The organism is Streptacidiphilus jeojiense (assembly GCF_000719095.1).
GTDB classification, from domain to species: Bacteria; Actinomycetota; Actinomycetes; order Streptomycetales; family Streptomycetaceae; genus Streptacidiphilus; species Streptacidiphilus jeojiensis.
Genome location: NZ_JOEH01000010.1, coordinates 228780 through 248860, shown reverse-complemented (window position 1 = coordinate 248860; position 20081 = coordinate 228780). Strand labels below are relative to the sequence as shown.

The following is a 20081-nucleotide window of genomic DNA, read 5'->3' as shown; positions in this document are numbered from 1 at the left end:
CTGACCCCGATTCACCAGTGCATCGCCGCAGGCGGTGCAGTCGGTGCAGTCGGTGCAGTCGGTGCAGTCGGTGCAGTCGGGCTCAGCGACCGTCGCCACCGGCCTCCCCGTTGCCGTCCGGTCCACCGGGCAGCAACGGGAACAGCCGGGTGATCAGGGCCACCGGCAGGGCCCGCTCCGGGCGGGACTCCGGCTGCTGTTCGCGCCGCCGGTAGCCGGCCAGCACCTGCCGCACCGCCTCTGCCACCCCGCCCAGCTCCTCCGGGGTGAGGTAGACGACGGCGCTGAACGCCTCGTCCCGGCCGCGCCACTGCTCCGGGGCCCGGTCCCGCAGGTCCAGCCAGCGCTGGTAGCTCTCGTCCTCCAGCCCGCGCGCCAGCTCGCCGAAGCCCTCGGCCGGAAGCGGCTCCGGCTCCGGCTCCGTCCGGCGCAGCCGCCAGGGCCGCACCCGGCCCCCACTGTGCGGCGCCTCCTCGATCAGCCCGTAGCGCGCCAGCTGCCGCAGATGGAACGAGCACAGCCCGGAGCTGTACCCCAGCCGCGCGGCCGCCTCGGTGGAGGTCAGCGTGCCCCCCTCGGCGAGCAGGTCCAGCAGCCCATCGCGCACCGCATGGCGCGGCAGCGCTCCGGTACCCGCCGCTGGCCCCGCCCCGGCATCGGCGTCATTCCGCATTTCTTCCTCGGTCACTTTGCAAAGCCTGCTACTTTGCAAAGCAGTCCACAAGCGTCCCCACGCCCCGAGTGAGGAATCGATGTCCGAGACGCCCCTGATCCACAACCGGCACACGCCCCGCAGCACGGTGGACCGCCGGGTCCGGGTCCAGGGCGAGCCGGTCGACAGCTACCCTGCGCTGCCGCCCGAGGCGCAGCGCGGCTCGATGCTGCGGATCACCGAGGTCGGCGAGGAGATCCTGGGACGGCGCTGCCGCGAGGTGACCGGCTCGGAGTTCGGCAGCCCCGAACTCTCCCGCCTGGTCGACGACATGTTCCGCACCATGCACGTCGCCGAGGGGGCAGGCCTTGCCGCCAACCAGGTCGACGTCGACCTGCGGCTGTTCGTCTTCGACTGCCTGGACGAGGACGGCGTCCGCCACGTCGGCCACATCGCCAACCCGGTCCTGGACCAGCCCGACCCGACCCACCGGCGCCTGATCGACGACGCCGAGGGCTGCCTCTCGGTGCCCGGCGCCGACATGGTCGTCCCCCGGACCGAGCGCACCACCGCCCGGGGCTTCGACAAGGACGGCAACCCGCTGGTCATCGAGGGCCGGGGCTACTTCGCCCGCTGCCTCCAGCACGAGACCGACCACCTGGAAGGCCGGCTCTACCTGGACCGGCTCTCCAAGCGCGACCGCAAGGACGCACTGCGGCAGACCGCCGAACGCCGCGAGGCGGTCTTCGCCGGCCGGACCCGCCGCGCCTCAGAGCTCGACAGCCGCTTCGGCACCACCTGACGCTGCGCCGGTCGACGCTCCGTCAACCCCGCTCCGCCAGTGCCTGGGTGCCGACCACGGCCAGCAGCGCCAGCCGTTCGGCGTCCTCGGTGCCGGGCTCGGCCGTGTAGACCATGATCCGCAGATCGCTGCCGGCCACGCTGAGCACATCGCAGTCCAGCGTCAGCGAGCCCACCTCGGGGTGGTCGACGGTCTTGCGCGACGCCTCCTGGTGCCCCACCGCACCGGAGTCCCAGAGCTCGGCGAAGCGCTCGCTGCCGGCCCGCAGGTCCGCGATCAGCCGCCGCAGCCGCAGGTCCGCCGGATAGCGGAGCGCCGTCGCGCGCAGGTCGGAGACGACCGCGGTCTCCAGCGCCCGCCGGGACTCCGGCGTGTGCCGGACCCTGGTGCCCGCCCCCAGGAAGTTCCGCCACGCCCCGTTGCGCTCCCTGCCGTGCCGCTCGCCCATCAGCGCGATGTACAGCGGGTTGGCCAGCAGCAGCGTCCAGGCCGCGTCGGAGACCGCGACCGGCGTCCCGGTCAGCCGGTCCAGCATCCGCTGGACGCTGGGCGTGATGTAGCCGGGCACCGTGCCCCGCCCCGGCGCGACCAGCCCGGCGACCCGGAACAGGTGCTCGCGCTCGTCCCCGGACACCCGCAGCGCCCGGCCCAGCGCCTCGACCACCTGCTCGGACGGGTTGGCCGCCCGGCCCTGTTCCAGCCGGGTGACGTAGTCGACCGAGATCCCGGCCAGCAGGGCCAGCTCCTCCCGGCGCAGCCCGGCCGCGCGCCGATGGCCGCCGACCGGCAGCCCGGCAGCCTCCGGCGGGACCCGGTCGCGCCAGCGCCGCACCGTCCGCCCGAACTCCGTGGTAGCCATGCCCCCACTCTGCACCGCCGGGCACGCGGGTGCCTGGTACTGGTAGTCCCAGGAAGCAGGGACGTCTGGCTGGGCGCCGGTCCGGACCGCATCGTGGAGGCATGACAACAACACTGATCACCGGAGCCAACAAGGGCCTCGGCTTCGAGGCCGCCCGTCAACTCGTCGCCGCGGGCCACACCGTGTACATCGGCAGCCGGGACCCGGAGCGCGGCCGCCGGGCCGCCGAGGAACTGGGCGCGCGCCTGGTCGTCATCGACATCACCGACGACGCCTCCGTCACCGCCGCGGCGAAGGAGATCGAGGCCGAGGGCGGCCTGGACGTGCTGGTGAACAACGCCGGCATCGAGGAGCGGGCGCAGGACAACAGCGTCATCGGCGCCGCGGACCTCACCGCCGAGCTGATGCGGCGGACCTTTGAGACCAATGTCTTCGGCACGGTGCGGGTCACCCACGCCTTCCTGCCGCTGCTGCAGCGTTCGCCCGCCCCCGTCATCGTCAACCTCAGCAGCGGCCTGGCCTCGCTCACCCGGGTCAGCACCGCCGGCACCCCGACCTACGCCTACCCCGGCATCGCCTACCCGGCGTCCAAGACGGCCGTCAACATGATCACCGTCCAGTACGCCAAGGCGTTCCCCGCCATGCGCATCAACGCGGTGGAGCCCGGCTTCACCAAGACCGACCTCAACGGCAACACCGGCATCCAGACCGTCGAACAGGGCGCCGAGATCATCGTCCGAATGGCCCGCCTCACCCCGGACGGCCCCACCGGCACCTACGTCGACGCCGAGGGCCCACTGCCCTGGTAGCCGGCTCGCTCAGCTCTGGGCCATGTCCACGAAGCGGGAGTAGTGGCCCTGGAAGGCCACCGTGATCGTCGCCGTGGGCCCGTTGCGGTGCTTGGCCACGATCAGGTCGGCCTCGCCGGCTCGGGGGGATTCCTTCTCGTAGGCGTCCTCACGGTGCAACAGGATGACCATGTCGGCGTCCTGCTCAATGCTGTTGTGCAGGACCGTGCCATTGGCGATGAAGTTGTGCGTTCCGAGCACCGTGGCGTCGAACACCGGCCGGTCGCCGATACTCTCCACTTCGACAATCGAATCCCACAACACGTCACTCGTTGCGAGCAGATCGAGTTCCGCATCCTGGAGAATCTCCGCCACCTGGTGAAGCCGACTGCGGCTCGGTGCGGCACGGTAGATCGTGGAGCCGCAGTAGGCCGTACCCAGTTGCTCCTGGAACGCACGGGTGGTGACAGCCCGCTCCTCCATCGCTGCCCTGACCCGGTCCCACACCTGCACGGGGACGGTGTCGAGATTCGTGTTGGCGACAACCGCCGCCAGGCGGTGCAGTGCCTTGTTGACCTGCACCGCGCGTGCGCCGTGCACACCGATGTCGTGCAGGAACCGCCGCTGATCGGTTACTCCGCTGACATCCACGGTCCATCCTGGGCGGCCCTTGGTGTTTCCGACCCTCCTCAACCGCGCCTGGATCTCGCACCGCAGCAGGAGCTGCTGAAGGTCCCGTGCCAGCCGCTCTGACGTCGTCGCGTAGTAGACCCTGACTGCTCCCGCGTTGGAGACAGTCACCGAGCCGTCCGTGGCCCACAGGTGACGCAGGAACAACCGCACCTGGTCATCTGGAAGGCCGAAAACCGCACCCGGCAGGAACTTCTCGTACGACCGCTTCCCGTACAGGCCGAACCGGTCCAACCAGGCAGCGATGGGATTGCGTCGTCCGCGGGCGAGTCTGTACGGAGCGGGCAGGTAGGTGTGCCACCAGTTCTCCTGCGCCTCACGGCGGGGAGTGACGCCGAAGTGCGCCGCTGCCAGCTCCACCGCGTCCAGGTTGGCCTCGTCGTTGCTGGTGTAGTGGATGGGCTGGCGGGGAGCCATGCATCCGTCGCCGATCAGGTGCGCCAGCATGACCACCTCGGCCTCAGGCCATGCGGTGGTGTTCTCCGGGGTTCCGATCCTCCGGGGGACCGCCACTCGGTCGCCCATCAGCAGGTCGCCGAGCGGCTTCCAGCCGTCGTACGTGAGGAACGGGTGGTTCGCCGTCGCCTCCACCTCCCTGCCCGATGCGAGCCGCACCCGGAACACTTCCTTCGTCCCACTCGGGAAGGCATGCGTGAGCGTCCGGCTGACCAGCTTCATCCGCTCGTCCACCGACCACACCGGGACGTCTCGCGCCCCGGACTCCATCAGCTCGCCGATCGTCACCTCCGCACCGGTGTCGGCCCGCAGCAACCGCGTCCCCGCCGTCACGCATCCCGACTCACGGAGGTCGGAGACCATCGGCCTCTTGTCCGTCCGCTGTTCAGGACCACGGTTCAGCTGCGACAGCGCGATGACCGGGAGTTCCAGCTCCTTGGCGAGCAGCTTGAGGTTTCGCGACATCTCGGAGACCTCCTGCTGCCGGCTCTCGGGCCGTCGCGAGCCGCCGTTCTGCATCAGCTGGAGGTAGTCGATCACCACCAGCCGCAGGTCGTTGCGCTGCTTGAGGCGGCGGCACTTGGCCCGAATCTCCATCATCGACAGATTGGGGGAGTCGTCGATGTAGAGCGGAGAATCGTTCAACTCCGGCATCCGCCGCGCCAGTCGGGTCCAGTCCTCGTCAGTCATGTTCCCGGACCGCATGTGGTGCAGCGCGACCCGGGCCTCCGCCGAGAGCAGACGCATGGCGATCTCGTTGCGCCCCATTTCCAGGGAGAAGAAAACGCTCGGAATCTTGTGCTTCACCGAACAGGAACGGGCGAAGTCCAGGGCCAGCGTGGAGTTGTGAACGACGATGTCGTTGGCGACGAAGTTGTGCGTACCGTCCACAGTGAGGTCGTAGACCTCGGCTTCTCCGTCCGGGAGCACGGATTCGACCCGGTCCCACTGGACATCGGAGGTGGCGATGTCCGCCAGCATCTGAGAGTCCAGCGCCTTCGCAAGCTCCAGCAGCCGGTGGCGACTGACCTGCTGTCCGACATGCCAGTTGTGCGTCCGGGACCGCCCTGTACGGGCGCTGATCTCGGCCCAGCTGCAGTCACCCTTCTCGGCCTTGATCAGGTCCCAGACCTCGGCGGGGATCAGGTCCAGATTGGGCTGCCCCACACGCTCGCCGCAAGCCGCCAGAACTTCTGCGACCTGACGTTCCTTCGAGAAGATGCCGACCCGCGCCGCGAACGTGCGGATCTGGTCGATGTCATGGATGAGGACCTGGAACGCAACCCGCCGCTCGCCCTGGTAGGCGACGGTACGGCGGACCACCTTGGCCACGATGCCGAGGCGGAGAAGGAGGTGGGCGACATCGTCGGCCAGCTGCTTGCTGACGGAGCAGTAGCCGATCTGCGGCTGGTTGCCCGGCCTGGACACCGAGGCCCAGCCGTCAGTGGCGTAGAGGCGGGACAGAAAGAGCGCGATCTGGTGCTCAGGGAGCCGGAAGAAGACCTCGGGAACGAACTTGGTGTGGCTGCTCGCCCCCATCAGGCCCCATTCCGACAGCCGGGCCGTCAGCGGGTTCTGCCCCAGCGTCGCGGCGGAGAAGCCCAGCCGGGAGGGGTGCTCGTGCTCGTCGACACCGAGCAGGGAGCAGTCTGCGTCACGGCATCCCTTGGGCACAGCCTGATGTACCCGAAGCAGGGAGTCCTTCGCCCATCGCGCGGCATCCGCGCGGATCGCTTCGGAGTAGGCGGTCAACTGCGGTGTAGCGCTCGTCAGGGAGCCGTCTCCCAGAAGGTAGCCCGTCAGCGCCACCAGCGAACTGGGCAACTCGACCGAAGGCAGACACGGCAGGGACCGAGGCACCGCGATCCGATCCCCTGGACGCAGTTCCTCCAGGGGAACCCAACCGCGCAGTGACCGGAAGGGATGGTTCGCCGTGGCCGCGATGGACCGGCCGAGCTGGGTCGTCAGTTTGAAGGTCGCCCGGCGACCGTTCGGGATGAAGTCGGACGGCCTGATCGGGGCCAACTTCCAGTCATCCCGAAGGGTGTGCACGGTCAGCCGCTCACCGGCCTGCCCTCGCCGTACGAAATCCTCGACCGTAATGCGCTCGCCGCTGTCAGCCTCAACAAGGATTGTCGTGGATGCGACACACTTTCCCATCGCGGGCCTCGCCGCGACGACGATCATCTGGCCCGGGTGCAGGCCGTTGGTGAGGGAGTCCAGGTCGGCGAAGCCGGTGGGGACGCCGGACATCTGGCCGCTGCGGGAGCCGATGGACTCGATCTCGTCGAGGGCGCCCTCCATGATGTCGCCGAGGGGGGCGTAGTCCTCGTTGGTGCGCTGCTCGGTGACGGCGTAGATCTCGGCCTGGGCGGCGTTGACGATCTCGTCGACGTCGCCCTCGGCGGCGTAGCCCATCTGCGCGATGCGGGTGCCCGCCTCGACCAGCCGGCGCAGCACCGCGCGCTCGTGGACGATCTCGGCGTAGTACTCGGCGTTGGCGGCCGTGGGGACCGAGTTGACCAGGGTGTGCAGGTAGGAGGGGCCGCCGACGCGGGTGATCTCGCCGCGCTTCACCAGCTCGCTGGCGACGGTGATCGGGTCGGCCGGTTCGCCGCGTGCGTAGAGGTCGAGGATGGCGCTGTGGATCAGCTCGTGCGCGGGCCGGTAGTAGTCGACCGGCTTGAGCACCTCGACGACGTCGGCGATCGCGTCCTTGGACAGCAGCATGCCGCCCAGCACCGACTGCTCGGCGGCCAGGTCCTGCGGGGGCACCCGCTCGTAGCCGGCCGAGTCGCCGCGCGAGTCGCCCTTGCCGCCGCCGGCGTTGTCGTAGGAAGAACGGTCCGCCTGGTTGCCGCCGCTGGCCCTGCCGCCACCGCCGCCACCGGGGCCGCTGCCGCCGGAGCCGCCCTTCCCCTTGAACGGCAGCCGGTCGCCCGGACCCTCGCTCGGGGGCGGCGGCCACTCCTCGTCCGGGGGCGGCACCTCGTCGTGGTCGTCGTACGGCACGTCGCTCACCGGGCACCTCCGCCGGAGGCCCCTTCGCGTCCCTGCTCCATGCCGCGCCTCCTGGTCGTTCCGCCCCGTACCCGTCCGCCCCGCCGTCACTCTCTTCTATACGGCACCCCACTGACACCGGAGCACCTGCACCCCCTGCGGCGCGTCGGCGGAACGCTCACGCTAAGGGGGGATCAGCCCATCGGCCAAGATGGTTATCCACAGGCCATGTGGATGACGGGCCCCGGACTGTGGAGAACCGACCCCAAGCTGTGCACGGCTCGGGGGACAACCTGTGGATAACCCGAAGATCTTTCCACCGTCAACTCGCTGACCTGGAATAACACCCATCATCTCCTGTGCAGGAGAAAAATTTCACACGGAGCATGAAGATCACGACCAGGGGTGCCCGAACCGCTACGCGGAGCATGCGCGTGTAATACTCAAAATACGCGTGCACACATTACCTGTGGATGACTACGGTAGGACCATGCGATCGACCTCCCCCGCCCTCCCCCAGCCGCCGGTCCGCCGGACCAGGCACGACCGGGAGATCCTGGCTCTGGCGGTGCCGGCCTTCGGCGCCCTCATCGCCGAACCGCTGTTCCTGATGGCGGACTCCGCCATCGTCGGCCACCTCGGCACCGCCCAGCTGGCCGGCCTCGGGGTGGCCGCCTCGCTGCTCTCCACCCTGGTGGGGGTCTTCGTCTTCCTCGCCTACGCCACCACGGCGGCCGTCGCCCGCCGGATCGGCTCCGGCGACCGCCCTGCCGCGGTGCGGCAGGGCATCGACGGCATCTGGCTCGCGGTCTTCCTGTCCGTCCCGGTCGTCGCCCTGGCCGTGGGCCTGGCCCCGGCGCTGATCCGGCTCTTCGGCGCCTCCGCCACCGCCACCCCCTACGCCGTCGACTACCTGCGGATCAGCGCCCTCGGCATCCCGGCCATGCTGATCGTCATGGCCGCCACCGGCGTGCTGCGCGGCCTCCAGGACACCCGTACCCCGCTGGCCGTGGCGGTGGCCGGCTTCACCGTCAACCTGCTGCTCAACCTGGGCCTGGTCTACGGCGCCAGGCTGGGCATCGCCGGCTCCGCCCTGGGCACGGTGATCGCCCAGTGGGGCATGGCCGCCACCTATCTCGCCGTCGTGGTCCGCGGCGCACGCCGGCTGGGGCTGCTCAGCACCCGCACCGACCTGCGGCCCGACCTGCCCGGCATCCGGGCCTGCGCCACCGCGGGGGCGCCGCTGCTGGTCCGCACCCTCAGCCTGCGGGCCATCCTGCTGATCGCCACCGCGGTCGCCGCCAGGCTCGGCAACACCGCGATGGCCTCCCAGCAGATCGCCATGTCGCTGTGGAACTTCCTGGCCTTCGCGCTGGACGCGATCGCCATCGCCGGACAGGCCATCATCGGCCGCTACCTGGGCGCCGACGACACCGGCGGCGCCCGTGCGGCGACCCGGCGGATGGTGGAGTGGGGGATCGGCACCGGCGTCCTGCTGGGGGCGCTGCTGCTGCTCGCACGCCCCCTCTATCTGCCGCTGTTCACCGACGATCCCGCGGTCAAGCAGCAGTTGGGCACCGTCCTGCTGATCGCCGCGGCCACCCAGCCGCTGTGCGGTGTGGTCTTCGTACTGGACGGCGTGCTGATGGGCGCTGGCGACGGGCCCTACCTGGCCTGGGCCATGCTGGGCACGCTGGCGGCGTACGCCCCGGTCGCGCTGACCCTCGGCAGCAGCAGCCTGGTGGCGCTCTGGGGCGCCATCGCCCTGTGCATGGCCGTCCGGCTGCTGTTCCTGGCTCTGCGCGCCCGCACCGGCGCCTGGCTGGTCACCGGAGCGGTACGAGCCTGAGCGGTGCGGGGCCCCTGGGCCCCGGAGCGGCTACGGGCCCGAGCGGCCTCAGCGCAGCCGCCGCTCGTAGAAGGCCGTCCCGTGCAGCGGCCGCCCGCCCATCCCCCGGTACGGCGCCTCCGCGGCCCGGTCCCCCTCCGGGACCCGGTAGCCGCGCAGGGTCCGGTAGCCCGCCTCCCCCAGTGCCCGGTACAGCTCCCGCGCCAGCAGGGTGAGGTAGCCGCGCCCCTGCCACTGCGGCAGGGTGCCCGAGGCGACCAGCGCGGCCTGGTCCGGGTGGTCGCCCCGCCAGGCCGCCGCGCGCAGCGCCAGCCGCTGCCGCTGCGAGGGCCGGCCCCGGGTGGCCACCAGGAACGGCGACACGTCCGGGACCGCCAGCAGGAAGGCCACCGGCTCGCCGGCCCTGGTGAGGTACAGCGGCAGCCGCTCGTCCAGCACCCGGCTCAGCCCGGCGGCCCGCTCGGCGAAGTCCGCCGCGGAGACCTCGGTCCGCTGCTCGACCTGCTCCGCCGAGGCGTTGAGGATGTGCCGCAGCGCCGGCATCACCCGTCGCAGCGAGCGCCGGCTCCCCCGGTGCACCCGCAGCTCCTCGTCCTGCATCCGCTGCTCGTCGACCACGAAGGCCTTCTCCGGGCGGAGCCGCCCGGGGTCGTCCAGCCCCTCGCAGATCCAGGTCCGCCCGGGCCAGCGCCGGGTGAAGCCCAACCGCTCGTAGGCGGTCGGGTAGTAGGGCGGGCTCCAGCCGCCCCCGCTGAAGCCGCGCTCGTCGAAGCCGGAGACCAGCACCCCGGGGGACTGGTCCGGCAGCAGTTCCACCGGGCCGAGCAGCAGGTCGCAGCCGCTGACGGTGCCCGCCTGCTCGGCCAGGTCCAGCAGTTCCTTGGCCGGGTCGGCGCCGTCCACCACCAGCGCCGGATCGCTGCGTGCGTCGGCGAACTCGGTCAGCCCGAACAACTGGACCTGCCGGCCGACCCGGGCGTCCAGCGCGCTGTTGCGGTGCAGGCAGGTGCGGCCCACCACCCGGCCGCGGCAGTCGCGGGCCAGGTAGAGGTCGACCGGGCCGTAGCGGCGCTGCGGCCCGGTCCCCTCGTACCAGGCCCTGATCCGGCGTTCCGGGACGGGCACGTAGTGGGACCGCGGATGGAGGCGCAGCGGCAGTTCGCAGAACTCCCGCAGTGACGCCTGGTCGGTCACCTTGGTGACCTCGATGGCCATGACCTCTCCCTGATAAGTTACCGGTCAGTACCACTTCATCGTGCGCGCCACCGGGGAGCCTGGAATCCGTGCGGTTACTCAGGCCGCTACTCAAAACCGGTACTCAGAACTCCGCCGTCCGCTTCTGAGTACGCACCTTCTGAGTACGCGCGGGAACGCCGGAAAGGCCGGTCCCCCGTGAAGGGAACCGGCCTTTCCGAGGGCCCGGCCGAACGGCAGGGCCCGGTACTGCTTGCGTCAGGCAGCGACCACGTTGACGTTGATCTTGGCGACCACGTCGGAGTGCAGCTTGACGGTGACCTGGTGGGCACCGGTGGTCTTGATCGGCGAGCCGATCTCGACGCGGCGCTTGTCGACCAGCGGGCCGTCGACGGCCTTGATGGCCTCGACGACGTCGCCCGGGGTCACCGAGCCGAAGAGCCGACCCGCGTCGCCCGCACGCACGGCGAGCTTCACGGAGACGGCCTCGAGCTTGGCCTTGACCTCGTTGGCCTGCTCCAGGGTCTGGATCTCGTGGATCTTGCGGGCGCGACGGATCGCGTCCACGTCCTTCTGGCCGCCCTTGGTCCAGCGGATGGCAAAGCCACGCGGGACCAGGTAGTTGCGGGCGTATCCGTCCTTGACCTCGACGATGTCGCCGGCGGTACCGAGGCCGGAGACCTCGTTCGTGAGGATGATCTTCATTGTTCGGTCACCCTCCTATTCAGCGAGCGGTCGAGGTGTAGGGCAGCAGAGCGACCTCGCGGCTGTTCTTCACAGCCGTGGCCACGTCGCGCTGGTGCTGGGTGCAGTTGCCGGTGACCCGGCGGGCGCGGATCTTCCCACGGTCGGAGATGAACTTGCGAAGCAGGTTCGTGTCCTTGTAGTCGACGTAGGTGATCTTGTCCTTGCAGAAAACGCAAACCTTCTTCTTCGGCTTGCGTACAGGCGGCTTCGCCATCATGTACTCCAACTGGTGTTCACGATCCGGTCGTTGCCCTCGCGGTTGCGAGGACGACGCCCGGGTCGCACGGGATCAAGTCTGAGCGGGCCCCGCCCCGGAGGGAGCGGCCCAGCACACTGCTGTCGTCCGATGAGGACTAGAACGGGGGCTCGTCCGAGAAGCCGCCGCCGGCCGGGGCACCCCAGCCGCCGCCGTTGCCGCCGGACTGCTGTCCGCCGCCCGCCGGGGCGCTGGACGCCCAGGGGTCGTCGGACGGAGCGGACTGGCCGCCGCCGGAGTTCTGCGAACCCCAGCCACCGCCGTTGCCGCCCTGCTGGCCGCCGAAGCCACCGCCGCCGCCGTTGCCGCCGCCGAAGCCACCGCCGCCCTGACCGCCGGTCCGCTGGGCCTTGGTGACCTTCGCGGTGGCGGAGCGCAGCGACGGGCCGACCTCGTCGACCTCGACCTCGTAGACGGTGCGCTTCTCACCCTCCTTGGTGTCGTACGTGCGCTGACGCAGACGACCCTGGACGATGACGCGCATACCGCGCTGAAGCGACTCCGCGCAGTTCTCCGCCGGCTGACGCCAGACGTTGCACGTGAGGAAGAGGCTCTCGCCGTCCTTCCACTCGTTCGTCTGACGGTCGAAGGTGCGGGGGGTTGACGCGAGGCGGAACTTCGCGACGGCCGCACCCGACGGCGTGAAACGCAGCTCGGGGTCGTCGACGAGGTTGCCGACGAGGGTGATGACGGTCTCGCCTGCCATGGTGGTTTACGACCTCTCGGTGGGAGCGGTTCCGTTCAGTGCAGTGCTCACCGCGCCGGCCGTACGGACGGCCGTGCGGTGCAGTGCCTCATTGCTCCGGGGACTGCTCCCCGGAACGGGGCACTTGGAGAAACCTCAGTGGGTGTCCGGGCGGAGCACCTTGGTGCGGAGGACCTGCTCGCTCAGGTTGAGCTGCCGGTCGAGCTCCTTGACGACCGCAGGCTCAGCCTTGAGGTCGATCACCGAGTAGATGCCCTCGGACTTCTTGTTGATCTCGTACGACAGGCGACGACGGCCCCAGGTGTCGACCTTCTCCACGTTGCCGCCGCCGGTGCGGACGACATTGAGGAAGTTCTCGATCAGGGGGGAGACAGCGCGCTCCTCGACATCGGGGTCGAGGATCACCATGACCTCGTAATGACGCATGTGGAACCCACCTCCTCTGGACTCAGCGGCCACGGTCTTTCCGTGGCAGGAGGGTTTTTGAACGCGTCGCAACAGTAGTGGTCGGCACTGACAACGAGGCGGAGAACCGCAACGACACTGGGGAGAGGGCGTCGGAGACCGACGGAATCCCACCAGGATCAGCGCACGGGTCGCGGCTGAAAGCCGCGCCACACCGGTGCAGACGGTCCAGCCTACAGGCACCCGAATGGGGTCTTGAAATCCACCCCCGAATCGCCGCAATCTGTATACATCGGGTAGGGGGCGCGCTACAGTGCGCCATCCTCATCCGTGGCCGTACGGCCGCTCCAGGCCGACGGCTCCGGCAACCGCCCCAAGGAGGCGGGTCCCATGGCACATTCGATCGGTCCCTCACAGCCGCAGCAGAGCCAACCGTCCTCTTCGCTGCCCTCGCTCGCGCCGATGTCCCCGTACGGGCCCGGCTCACGGCTGCACGCCGGCGACGGCAAGGCGCATCCGCTGGCGGACACCCTGGCCGGGGTCACCCTGATCCTGGCCGCCATCGCCATCGCCACCTGCATGTTCCGCAGCCTGCACCTGGTCGCCTCGTGGACCGGCCTGGCCGGCATCGTCACCGCGGCCTGGGGCCAGTACATCTCCGTCACCACCAAGGAGCGCTTCGTGCTGGTCTGCGCCGGGGTCGCCGCCGCGGCGGGCTTCGGCATCGGCCTGGCGCACGGCGGGCTCTACTGACCGCACCGGCACGCCGCCTTCGGCCGGAACCGGCCGAAGGCTCTCAGCAGCGTCCCTATGGGGGTGCCCCACCTGGGCAGTAGGCTTCGCGATTGACGCGAACTGAAGCCCGAGGAGCACCCCCATATGAGCCTGCGCCTGAGGACCATCAGCCGGGAGGAGCACCTGGCCTTCATCAGGAGCCTGCCTTCCGCGAGCCATATGCAGGTCCCCTCCTGGGGTGATGTGAAGGCCGAGTGGCGCTCGGAGAGCATCGGCTGGTTCGACGACCGCGGCGCGGTGGTCGGCGCCGGCCTGGTGCTGTACCGGCAGATCCCGAAGGTCAAGCGCTACCTGGCCTACCTGCCCGAGGGCCCGGTCATCGACTGGTTCGACCCGAACCTGGACCGCTGGCTCCAGCCGATGCTGGACCACCTCAAGTCGCAGGGCGCCTTCACCGTGAAGATGGGCCCGCCGGTGATAATCCGCCGCTGGCAGGCCGAGACGATCAAGAGCGCCATCGCCGGCAAGGAGGCCAAGCGGCTCCGCGACGTCGAGGCCGACTGGTACGAGCCGCGGGCCATCGACACCGCCGACCGGCTGCGCCGGATGGGCTGGCAGCAGGGCGAGGACGGCGGCGCCGGGTTCGGCGACGTCCAGCCCCGCTACGTCTACCAGGTGCCGCTGGCCAACCGCTCGCTGGACGACGTCCTCAAGGGCTTCAACCAGCTGTGGCGCCGCAACATCAAGAAGGCCGAGAAGGCCGGCGTCGAGATCGTCCAGGGCGGCTACGACGACCTGCCGGTGTTCCACCAGCTCTATCTGGAGACCGCCGAGCGCGACCAGTTCATCCCGCGCCCGCTCTCCTACTTCCAGCGCCAGTGGAAGGCGCTGACCGCCGAGGACCCCAACCGGATGCGGCTGTACCTGGCCTACCACGAGGGTGACGCGCTGGCCGGGACCACCATGATCACCGTCGGCGAGCACGTCTGGTACTCCTACGGCGCCTCCACCGTGCACAAGCGCGAGGTCCAGCCCAACAACGCGATCCAGTGGCGGATGATGCGCGACGCCTACGCGCTCGGCGCCACCGTCTACGACCTGCGCGGCATCAGCGACACCCTGGACGAGAGCGACCACCTGTTCGGGCTGATCCGGTTCAAGGTCGGCACCGGCGGCCAGGCCGCGGAGTACCTGGGCGAGTGGGACTTCCCGCTCAACAAGCTGCTGCACAAGGCGCTCGACATGTACATGAACCGTCGCTGACGGTCCGTTCCCCGCTCGAATCCCTGTCTCCCCGGAAGGTACCCTCCACCCCATGGCGCTCTCTCTGTACGTGGACACCCCCCGCTGGCGTGCCCACCAGCGCTCCGTCGTGGACGCCTTCCCCGGGCTGGTCCCGGTCGCCAAGGGCAACGGCTACGGCTTCCGCAACGTCCGGCTGGCCGAGGAGGCCGCCCGGATGGGCGCCGACGTGCTGGCGGTCGGCACCGCCTACGAGGCATCCGAGCTCAAGGACTGGTTCGGCAAGGACCTGATCGTGCTGACCCCGTACCGGATCCGCGAGGACACGGTGCCGCTGCCGCAGCGGGTGATCCGCACCGTGGGCACCATCGAGGGCGTGCGCGGGCTGGTCGGCGGTCGGGTGATCATCGAGTGCATGACCAGCATGCGGCGGCACGGGGTCACCCCCGAGGACCTGCCCAAGCTGCGCGCGGCCGTCGACGACGTCCGGGTCGAGGGCTTCGCCGTCCACCTGCCGATGGACCGGCCCGAGGGGGTCGACCCGCTGGCCGAGACCGCGCAGTGGGTGGACCGGCTGCGGGCGGCCGGGCTGCCGCTGCGGCGGATGTTCGTCAGCCACCTCCGCAAGGAGGAGGTCGCCGAACTGGCGCGCCGCTACCCGGACGTGCACTTCCGGCCCAGGATCGGCACCCAGCTGTGGCTGGGCGACCACGGCGCGATGGACAGCCGCGGCACCGTCATGGATGTGCACCCGCTGGTCAAGGGCGACCGCTTCGGCTACCGCCAGCACCGGGCGGCCGGCGACGGCCATCTGCTGGTGGTCGCCGGCGGCACCGCCCACGGGGTGGGCCTGGAGGCCCCGAAGAACCTCTCCGGCCTCACCCCGCGCGCCAAGAGCCTGGCCCGGGCCGGCCTGGCCACCCTGAACCGCACCGCCTCCCCGTTCAGCTGGAACGGCACCAAGGTCGCCTTCGCCGAGCCGCCGCACATGCAGGTCTCGCTGCTGTGGCTGCCGGGCGAGGTCCAGCCCCCGCAGGTGGGCGACGAGTTGAAGGCGACCCTGCGGCACACCACGACGCTCTTCGACCGGATCGTCGACCAGGCCTGAACGCCCCGCCGGGACCCCTACCGGGTGAGACCGGTGCGGACCCCGCGGGTTCATCCGATCGGGTCGCTGCCCGAATTGTTCCCGACCGATCGTACGGCCGTACGCCTCAACTGGTGCTTTCTCACGCCGGGTTGACGCAACGGGAACCGCCCCTGTGGACAACTTGTTGTCCACAGGGGCGGGGTGAGTTATCCACAGGAGTGCCTGTGCTCAATCCGGCACGGTGTCCGGGTACTTGACCGCCCCGCCGTGCTTCGCCGACTTCGACGTCTTGGCGAAGATGTCAACTGCCCTGTCCAGAACGCCACCTGACGGATCGTCACTGCCGTCCCAGCGCACCGAGTCGTACTCCGGCATGAGGATGTCGCGGATGACCATGACGCACAGGTAGAGCGTCCCCAGGATGTGGACAACGATCGCCCCGTGGTACCAGTCCGTGGGCAGCCCCTTCTGGGCGGAGCTGGAGGTGTAGGCGAAGTTGTACCAAATAGCAAGGAAGTACAGGACCTCGCAGACCTGCCAGACCAGGAAGTCCCGCCAGCGCGGACGGGCCAGCGCCGCCAGCGGCAGCAGCCAGAGCACGTACTGCGGCGAGTAGACCTTGTTGGTGAGCGTGAACGCCGCGATGATCAGGAACGCCAGCTGGGCGAAGCGCGGCCGGCGCGGGGCCGCCAGTGCCAGCCAGGCGATACCGAGGCAGCAGAGCGCCAGCAGCATCGTGATCACCGTGTTGACGGTGTTGACGGACCAGTTGATGACCCCGTTCTGGCTGAGGATCAGCCAGAACGAGCCGTAGTCGATGGTCCTGGTCTGGCTGAAGACGTAGAAGGTGGCCCAGCCCTTGAAGTTGAGCAGCATGAACGGCAGGTCCACGACCAGCCAGGCGGCCGTGGCGGCGGCCAGCGTCTGGCCGAAGGCACGCATCCGCCCGGCCCGCCAGCACAGCACCAGCAGCGGGCCGAGCAGGAACACCGGGTACAGCTTGGCGGCGGTGGCCAGGCCGATGAAGACGCCGGCCCACACCGTGCGGCGGCCGGCCCACAGGGCCATGCCGACGGCGGTGAGCGCGACCGCGAGCAGGTCCCAGTTGATCGTCGAGTCCAGCGCCAGCACCGGCGCCAGGGCGAACAGCAGCGCGTCCCAGGGGCGGCGGCGGTGGGTGCGCATCACCGCGATCACCGCGATCACCGCGCAGACCATCAGCATCCCGGCGTTCAGCAGCCAGAAGACCTGCTCGCGGTGGACGTCCCCGCCGCCCGAGGGGGTCAGCCAGGCGGCCAGCCACATGAACAGGCCGGTGAGGACCGGGTACTCCAGGTACTGCATGTCGGGACTGGGGTTGGGGATCTTGTCCAGGTAGGGGATGTTCCCGATGGAGAAGCCGCGCAGCGTGAACAGGTGCGGGATGTCGCTGTAGCAGGCGTGGTCGTACTGGGCGGTCGCGCCGTAGAACCAGCCGGTGTTGTAACAGGGGATCTTCTGCACCATGCCGAGGGCGAAGACCACGATGGTGCAGATCGCCAGCACCCGGGCCGCCGTCCACCAGCCGACGCCCAGCAGGGCGCGCCGCCCCGGTGCCCCGCCGAACAGCTCGCTCCCGGCGGCCGCGACCGGGTCCTCGTCGGCGGGCACCACGACGGTGTCCTCGGGCGGCGGTGCGGGCATCGTCAGGGTGCCCCGCTCGGCCGCGCGCACGGGGGCGCTCTCGGGGGTGCTGTCCGGCTCGGGCGCCGCTGCCTCGTCACGCTCGCTCGACGTCATGCCGGACATCCTGCCGCACGTTCCTGTCCCCGCACCGGGCACCCGGCAGTTGGGCCCCGGCCGGGGCCCGGAACGGGCTAACTGTCCACTTTTCCGGGACAGGTCCGCCGGAAAACGCCGCCGGCCCCGGTCCGGACCACCTGGGTGGTCCGGACCGGGGCCGGGAGGAGGCCCGCGGGACCGGTCAGCCGCCGAAGATCGACGAACTCGACGCCGAGGCCGATGACGAGTGGCCCGGTTTGGTGCGGGTCGCACTCGCCGAGGCCGAAGCCGAGGCCGAGGTCGACCCGCCGCCGGTGCAGCCGAAGTCGAACGCACCGCAGGTGTTCGTCGCGGTCGCGCTGGCCGAGAGCGAGGCGGTCGGCGACAGCGAGACCCTCGGCGTCGGGCTCGGCGACAGCGCGGACGGCTGGCTGGCCGAGGCACTGGCGGAGGCGCTCGCGGAGGCGGACGGGGAGGGTGCCCCCGACTCGTTGGCGCCCTTGCCCAGCTTGGGAGCGGCCGGGAAGTCGACCGTCGGGGTGCCGTTCAGGGCCGCCTCCATGAAGTTCAGCCAGGCGGTGGCGGGCAGCGCCCCACCGAAGAACTTGCCGGTGCCGGAGTCGCCGGTGCCCTCCATGCTCTCCAGGGTCGGGTTCTTGGGGTTCTCACGGAACATGGTGACCGCCGTGGCCAGCTGCGGGGTGTAGCCGATGAACCAGGCCGACTTGAACTCGTCGGTGGTACCGGTCTTGCCAGCCACCGGGCGGCCCAGCGCCTTCACGCTGGTGGCGGTGCCCTTCTGGACGACCTCCTGCAGCATGCTGTTGATGGTGTTGGCGGTGTCGGCCGACATTACCGATGCCGACTTGGGCTTGGACATCACCGGCTGGTCGGCGGTGGCCGCCCCGTTCATGGTGACCTTGGTGACCGAGTAGGGGTCGTGGTAGACCCCGCCGTCGGCGAAGGTCGCGTAGACGTTGGCCATCCGGATGGCGCTCGGGGTGGAGGTGCCGATGTAGAAACCGGGGGTGTCGGGGGCGAAGATGCTGCTGGACAGCCCCAGGCTGCTGGCCATCGAGGTGACGTTGCTGTAGCCGACGTACTCGCCCAGCTGGACGAACGGGGTGTTGATCGAGTTGTCCATCGCCGTCCGCAGGGTGACGTACCCCGGCATGTCGGTGTTGTCGTTCTGCTGGTGCAGCAGGCCGTCCGGCGACTTGTCCTTGGGGTCGGTGTCGGTGATCAGCGTGCCCTGCTGGTTCCTGATGGTGATGCCGTTGTCACCGTTGAACTTGCTGTCCGGGGTGATCGCCGAGTAGGTGGTCCCGGGTGTCAGCATCGCGCCCTTCTCCAGGGCGGTCGCCATCACGATCGGCTTGAAGGTCGAGCCCACCGGGACACCGGAGGAGTTGGCGTTGTTGACGAAGTGGCCCTTGTCCATGCCCGGACCGCCGTAGAGCGCCACCACCGCGCCGGTGGCCGGATCGACCGCGGCCGAACCGGTCTGCACGTCGGTGTCGTACTTGGGCCGCTTCTTCGGGTCGATGTGGTCCTTCGTCATCTTGTCGACGGCGGCGGACATCTCCTGCACCTTCTTCTTGTCGAAGGTGGTGTAGACCCGGTAGCCGCCGGAGGCGAAGTTGGCGTCGGTCAGCTTGGGAGTGGTGTGCTCCTCGACGTAGTTCTGCGCCGTCTGCACCAGGTAGCCGACCTGGCCGGTCAGCGTGGCGTTCTGGGCCCAGGCCTTCGGCGTGGGGAACTGGGCCGGGGTGTAGGTGGCCCGCTCGGCCGCGGTGATCCAGCCGTTCTTGGCCATCCGGTCCAGCACGTAGCTCCAGCGCTGCACCGCGGCGGCCTTGACCTTGGGGTCGCTGGTGACGTCCTGGTAGTAGCTGGGCTGGTTGACCGTGGCGGCGATGAAGGCGCCCTGGGAGACGTTCAGCTGCGAGGCGTGGATGCCGTAGTAGGCCTCGGCCGCGGCCTCGATGCCGTTGGCGCCCCGGCCGTAGTAGTTGCTGTTGAGGTAGCCCTCCAGCACTTCACTCTTGGTGTAGTGGCCGTTCCCGATCTTGATCGAGATCATGATCTCGCTGAACTTGCGGGAGACGGTCTGCTGGGAGTTGGACAGGATGCTGGTCTTCACCCACTGCTGGGTGATGGTCGACCCGGACTGGATCTGGCCACCGGTCACCATGTTCTTGACCGCGCGCAGGATGCTGGTGGCGTCGATGCCCGAGTTGGTCATGAAGGTCTCGTCCTCGGCCGCCATGAAGTCGTCCTGGACCTTCACCGGGACGTCCTGCAGCGAGACGTTCTGGCGGTTGACCGTGCCGGTGGTCGCCATCACCGAGCCGTCGGCCCAGTAGAAGATGTTGTTCTGCTGCTGGGTGGTGGGGTTGATCGGGGGGACCGTGGTGTTGGCGTAGGCGTAGCCCACCACGCCCACGGAGACCGCGAAGAACAGCAGGGCGCCGCTGAGCAGTTGCTTGAACGAGGGCACCCAGTGCATGACCCCGGTCTTGCCCCAGCGCGGGTAGTCGATGAAACGCTTCGGCCGGGGCCCGGTGGGGGCTGCCGCGGCCTTGCGGCCCCCCTTGCCCTGGGCCGCCTTGCGCATCTCGGCGCGGGTCAGCCTGGGCTGCTGGCCGGTCATGCCGTTGCGCGCGGTCTGGCCCTGCGGGCGAGCGGTCCGGCGCGGCGCGGTCGGAGCCGGCCCCGAGCCGTTGCCGCTCTGCGTCCGGCCCTGCGGCTGGCCGCCTCTGGCGGGCGGCGGCGGCTGCGGGCCGCGCCGCCCGGAAGGGGCACCGTCCGGATTCGACTGTTTGCGCCGATGTTCGCTCATGCTTCCA

The 20081-nt window shown here is 69.9% G+C and carries 16 protein-coding genes; 6 read left to right on the top strand and 10 right to left on the bottom strand.

Going from position 1 to position 20081, the window contains the following annotated elements; translation table 11 throughout:
- Positions 1-82: 82 nt before the first annotated feature.
- Positions 83-688 carry an ArsR/SmtB family transcription factor gene (locus IF29_RS0115905; RefSeq protein WP_037595364.1) on the bottom strand — a complete coding sequence of 202 codons (606 nt, stop codon included), beginning with the start codon at positions 686-688 and terminating at the stop codon, positions 83-85.
- A 64-nt stretch (positions 689-752) separates the two neighbouring features.
- On the opposite strand from IF29_RS0115905, the gene def reads away from it, so the two are divergent.
- Positions 753-1454 (top strand): peptide deformylase, encoded by a 702-nt coding sequence (def, locus tag IF29_RS0115900; protein ID WP_051725375.1) that lies wholly within the window; start codon positions 753-755, stop codon positions 1452-1454.
- A gap of 22 nt (positions 1455-1476) precedes the next feature.
- Here the strand turns inward: def and IF29_RS0115895 are convergent, their stop codons facing one another.
- Entirely contained in the window at positions 1477-2313 is an 837-nt protein-coding gene (locus IF29_RS0115895; RefSeq protein WP_030254759.1) for a helix-turn-helix transcriptional regulator, read from the bottom strand.
- A gap of 101 nt (positions 2314-2414) precedes the next feature.
- On the opposite strand from IF29_RS0115895, the gene IF29_RS0115890 reads away from it, so the two are divergent.
- Positions 2415-3122 (top strand): SDR family oxidoreductase, encoded by a 708-nt coding sequence (locus tag IF29_RS0115890; RefSeq protein WP_030254758.1) that lies wholly within the window; start codon positions 2415-2417, stop codon positions 3120-3122.
- Positions 3123-3131: 9 nt separating this feature from the next.
- On the opposite strand, the gene IF29_RS44385 is transcribed toward IF29_RS0115890, so the two are convergent.
- The gene (locus IF29_RS44385) at positions 3132-7268 is read right to left on the bottom strand and encodes a replicative DNA helicase (RefSeq protein WP_198037460.1); all 4137 of its coding nucleotides are present in this window, start codon (positions 7266-7268) and stop codon (positions 3132-3134) included.
- Between the two features lie 469 nt (positions 7269-7737).
- On the opposite strand from IF29_RS44385, the gene IF29_RS0115875 reads away from it, so the two are divergent.
- Entirely contained in the window at positions 7738-9096 is a 1359-nt protein-coding gene (locus tag IF29_RS0115875; RefSeq protein WP_030254756.1) for an MATE family efflux transporter, read from the top strand.
- Between the two features lie 48 nt (positions 9097-9144).
- Here the strand turns inward: IF29_RS0115875 and IF29_RS0115870 are convergent, their stop codons facing one another.
- The 5 genes from IF29_RS0115870 to rpsF all read right to left on the bottom strand — a co-directional run bounded on the left by IF29_RS0115870 (position 9145) and on the right by rpsF (position 12425).
- Positions 9145-10311 (bottom strand): GNAT family N-acetyltransferase, encoded by a 1167-nt coding sequence (locus tag IF29_RS0115870; RefSeq protein ID WP_030254749.1) that lies wholly within the window; start codon positions 10309-10311, stop codon positions 9145-9147.
- A 237-nt stretch (positions 10312-10548) separates the two neighbouring features.
- On the bottom strand, positions 10549-10995 hold the full coding sequence (gene rplI, locus IF29_RS0115865; RefSeq protein ID WP_030254748.1) for a 50S ribosomal protein L9: 447 nt from the start codon (positions 10993-10995) through the stop codon (positions 10549-10551).
- 19 nt (positions 10996-11014) lie between these two features.
- On the bottom strand, positions 11015-11251 hold the full coding sequence (gene rpsR, locus IF29_RS0115860; RefSeq protein WP_030254746.1) for a 30S ribosomal protein S18: 237 nt from the start codon (positions 11249-11251) through the stop codon (positions 11015-11017).
- Between the two features lie 139 nt (positions 11252-11390).
- Positions 11391-11999 (bottom strand): single-stranded DNA-binding protein, encoded by a 609-nt coding sequence (locus IF29_RS0115855; RefSeq protein ID WP_030254744.1) that lies wholly within the window; start codon positions 11997-11999, stop codon positions 11391-11393.
- A gap of 135 nt (positions 12000-12134) precedes the next feature.
- Positions 12135-12425 (bottom strand): 30S ribosomal protein S6, encoded by a 291-nt coding sequence (gene rpsF, locus IF29_RS0115850; protein ID WP_030254742.1) that lies wholly within the window; start codon positions 12423-12425, stop codon positions 12135-12137.
- A 369-nt stretch (positions 12426-12794) separates the two neighbouring features.
- On the opposite strand from rpsF, the gene IF29_RS0115845 reads away from it, so the two are divergent.
- The 3 genes from IF29_RS0115845 (at position 12795) to IF29_RS0115835 (ending at position 15489) form a co-directional block, all read left to right on the top strand.
- Positions 12795-13157 carry a hypothetical protein gene (locus tag IF29_RS0115845; protein WP_380522860.1) on the top strand — a complete coding sequence of 121 codons (363 nt, stop codon included), beginning with the start codon at positions 12795-12797 and terminating at the stop codon, positions 13155-13157.
- A 126-nt stretch (positions 13158-13283) separates the two neighbouring features.
- Positions 13284-14402, top strand: coding sequence for a lipid II:glycine glycyltransferase FemX (locus IF29_RS0115840; RefSeq protein ID WP_030254738.1), 1119 nt, complete (start codon positions 13284-13286; stop codon positions 14400-14402).
- A gap of 52 nt (positions 14403-14454) precedes the next feature.
- Positions 14455-15489, top strand: coding sequence for an alanine racemase (locus IF29_RS0115835; protein ID WP_030254735.1), 1035 nt, complete (start codon positions 14455-14457; stop codon positions 15487-15489).
- Between the two features lie 210 nt (positions 15490-15699).
- Here the strand turns inward: IF29_RS0115835 and IF29_RS0115830 are convergent, their stop codons facing one another.
- Both IF29_RS0115830 and IF29_RS0115825 read right to left on the bottom strand, forming a co-directional pair.
- Positions 15700-17154 carry a glycosyltransferase family 87 protein gene (locus tag IF29_RS0115830; RefSeq protein ID WP_051725388.1) on the bottom strand — a complete coding sequence of 485 codons (1455 nt, stop codon included), beginning with the start codon at positions 17152-17154 and terminating at the stop codon, positions 15700-15702.
- Positions 17155-17434: 280 nt separating this feature from the next.
- Positions 17435-20074, bottom strand: a complete 2640-nt coding sequence (locus IF29_RS0115825) for a transglycosylase domain-containing protein (RefSeq protein WP_030254730.1) — start codon at positions 20072-20074, stop codon at positions 17435-17437.
- Between the last annotated feature and the right edge of the window lie 7 nt (positions 20075-20081).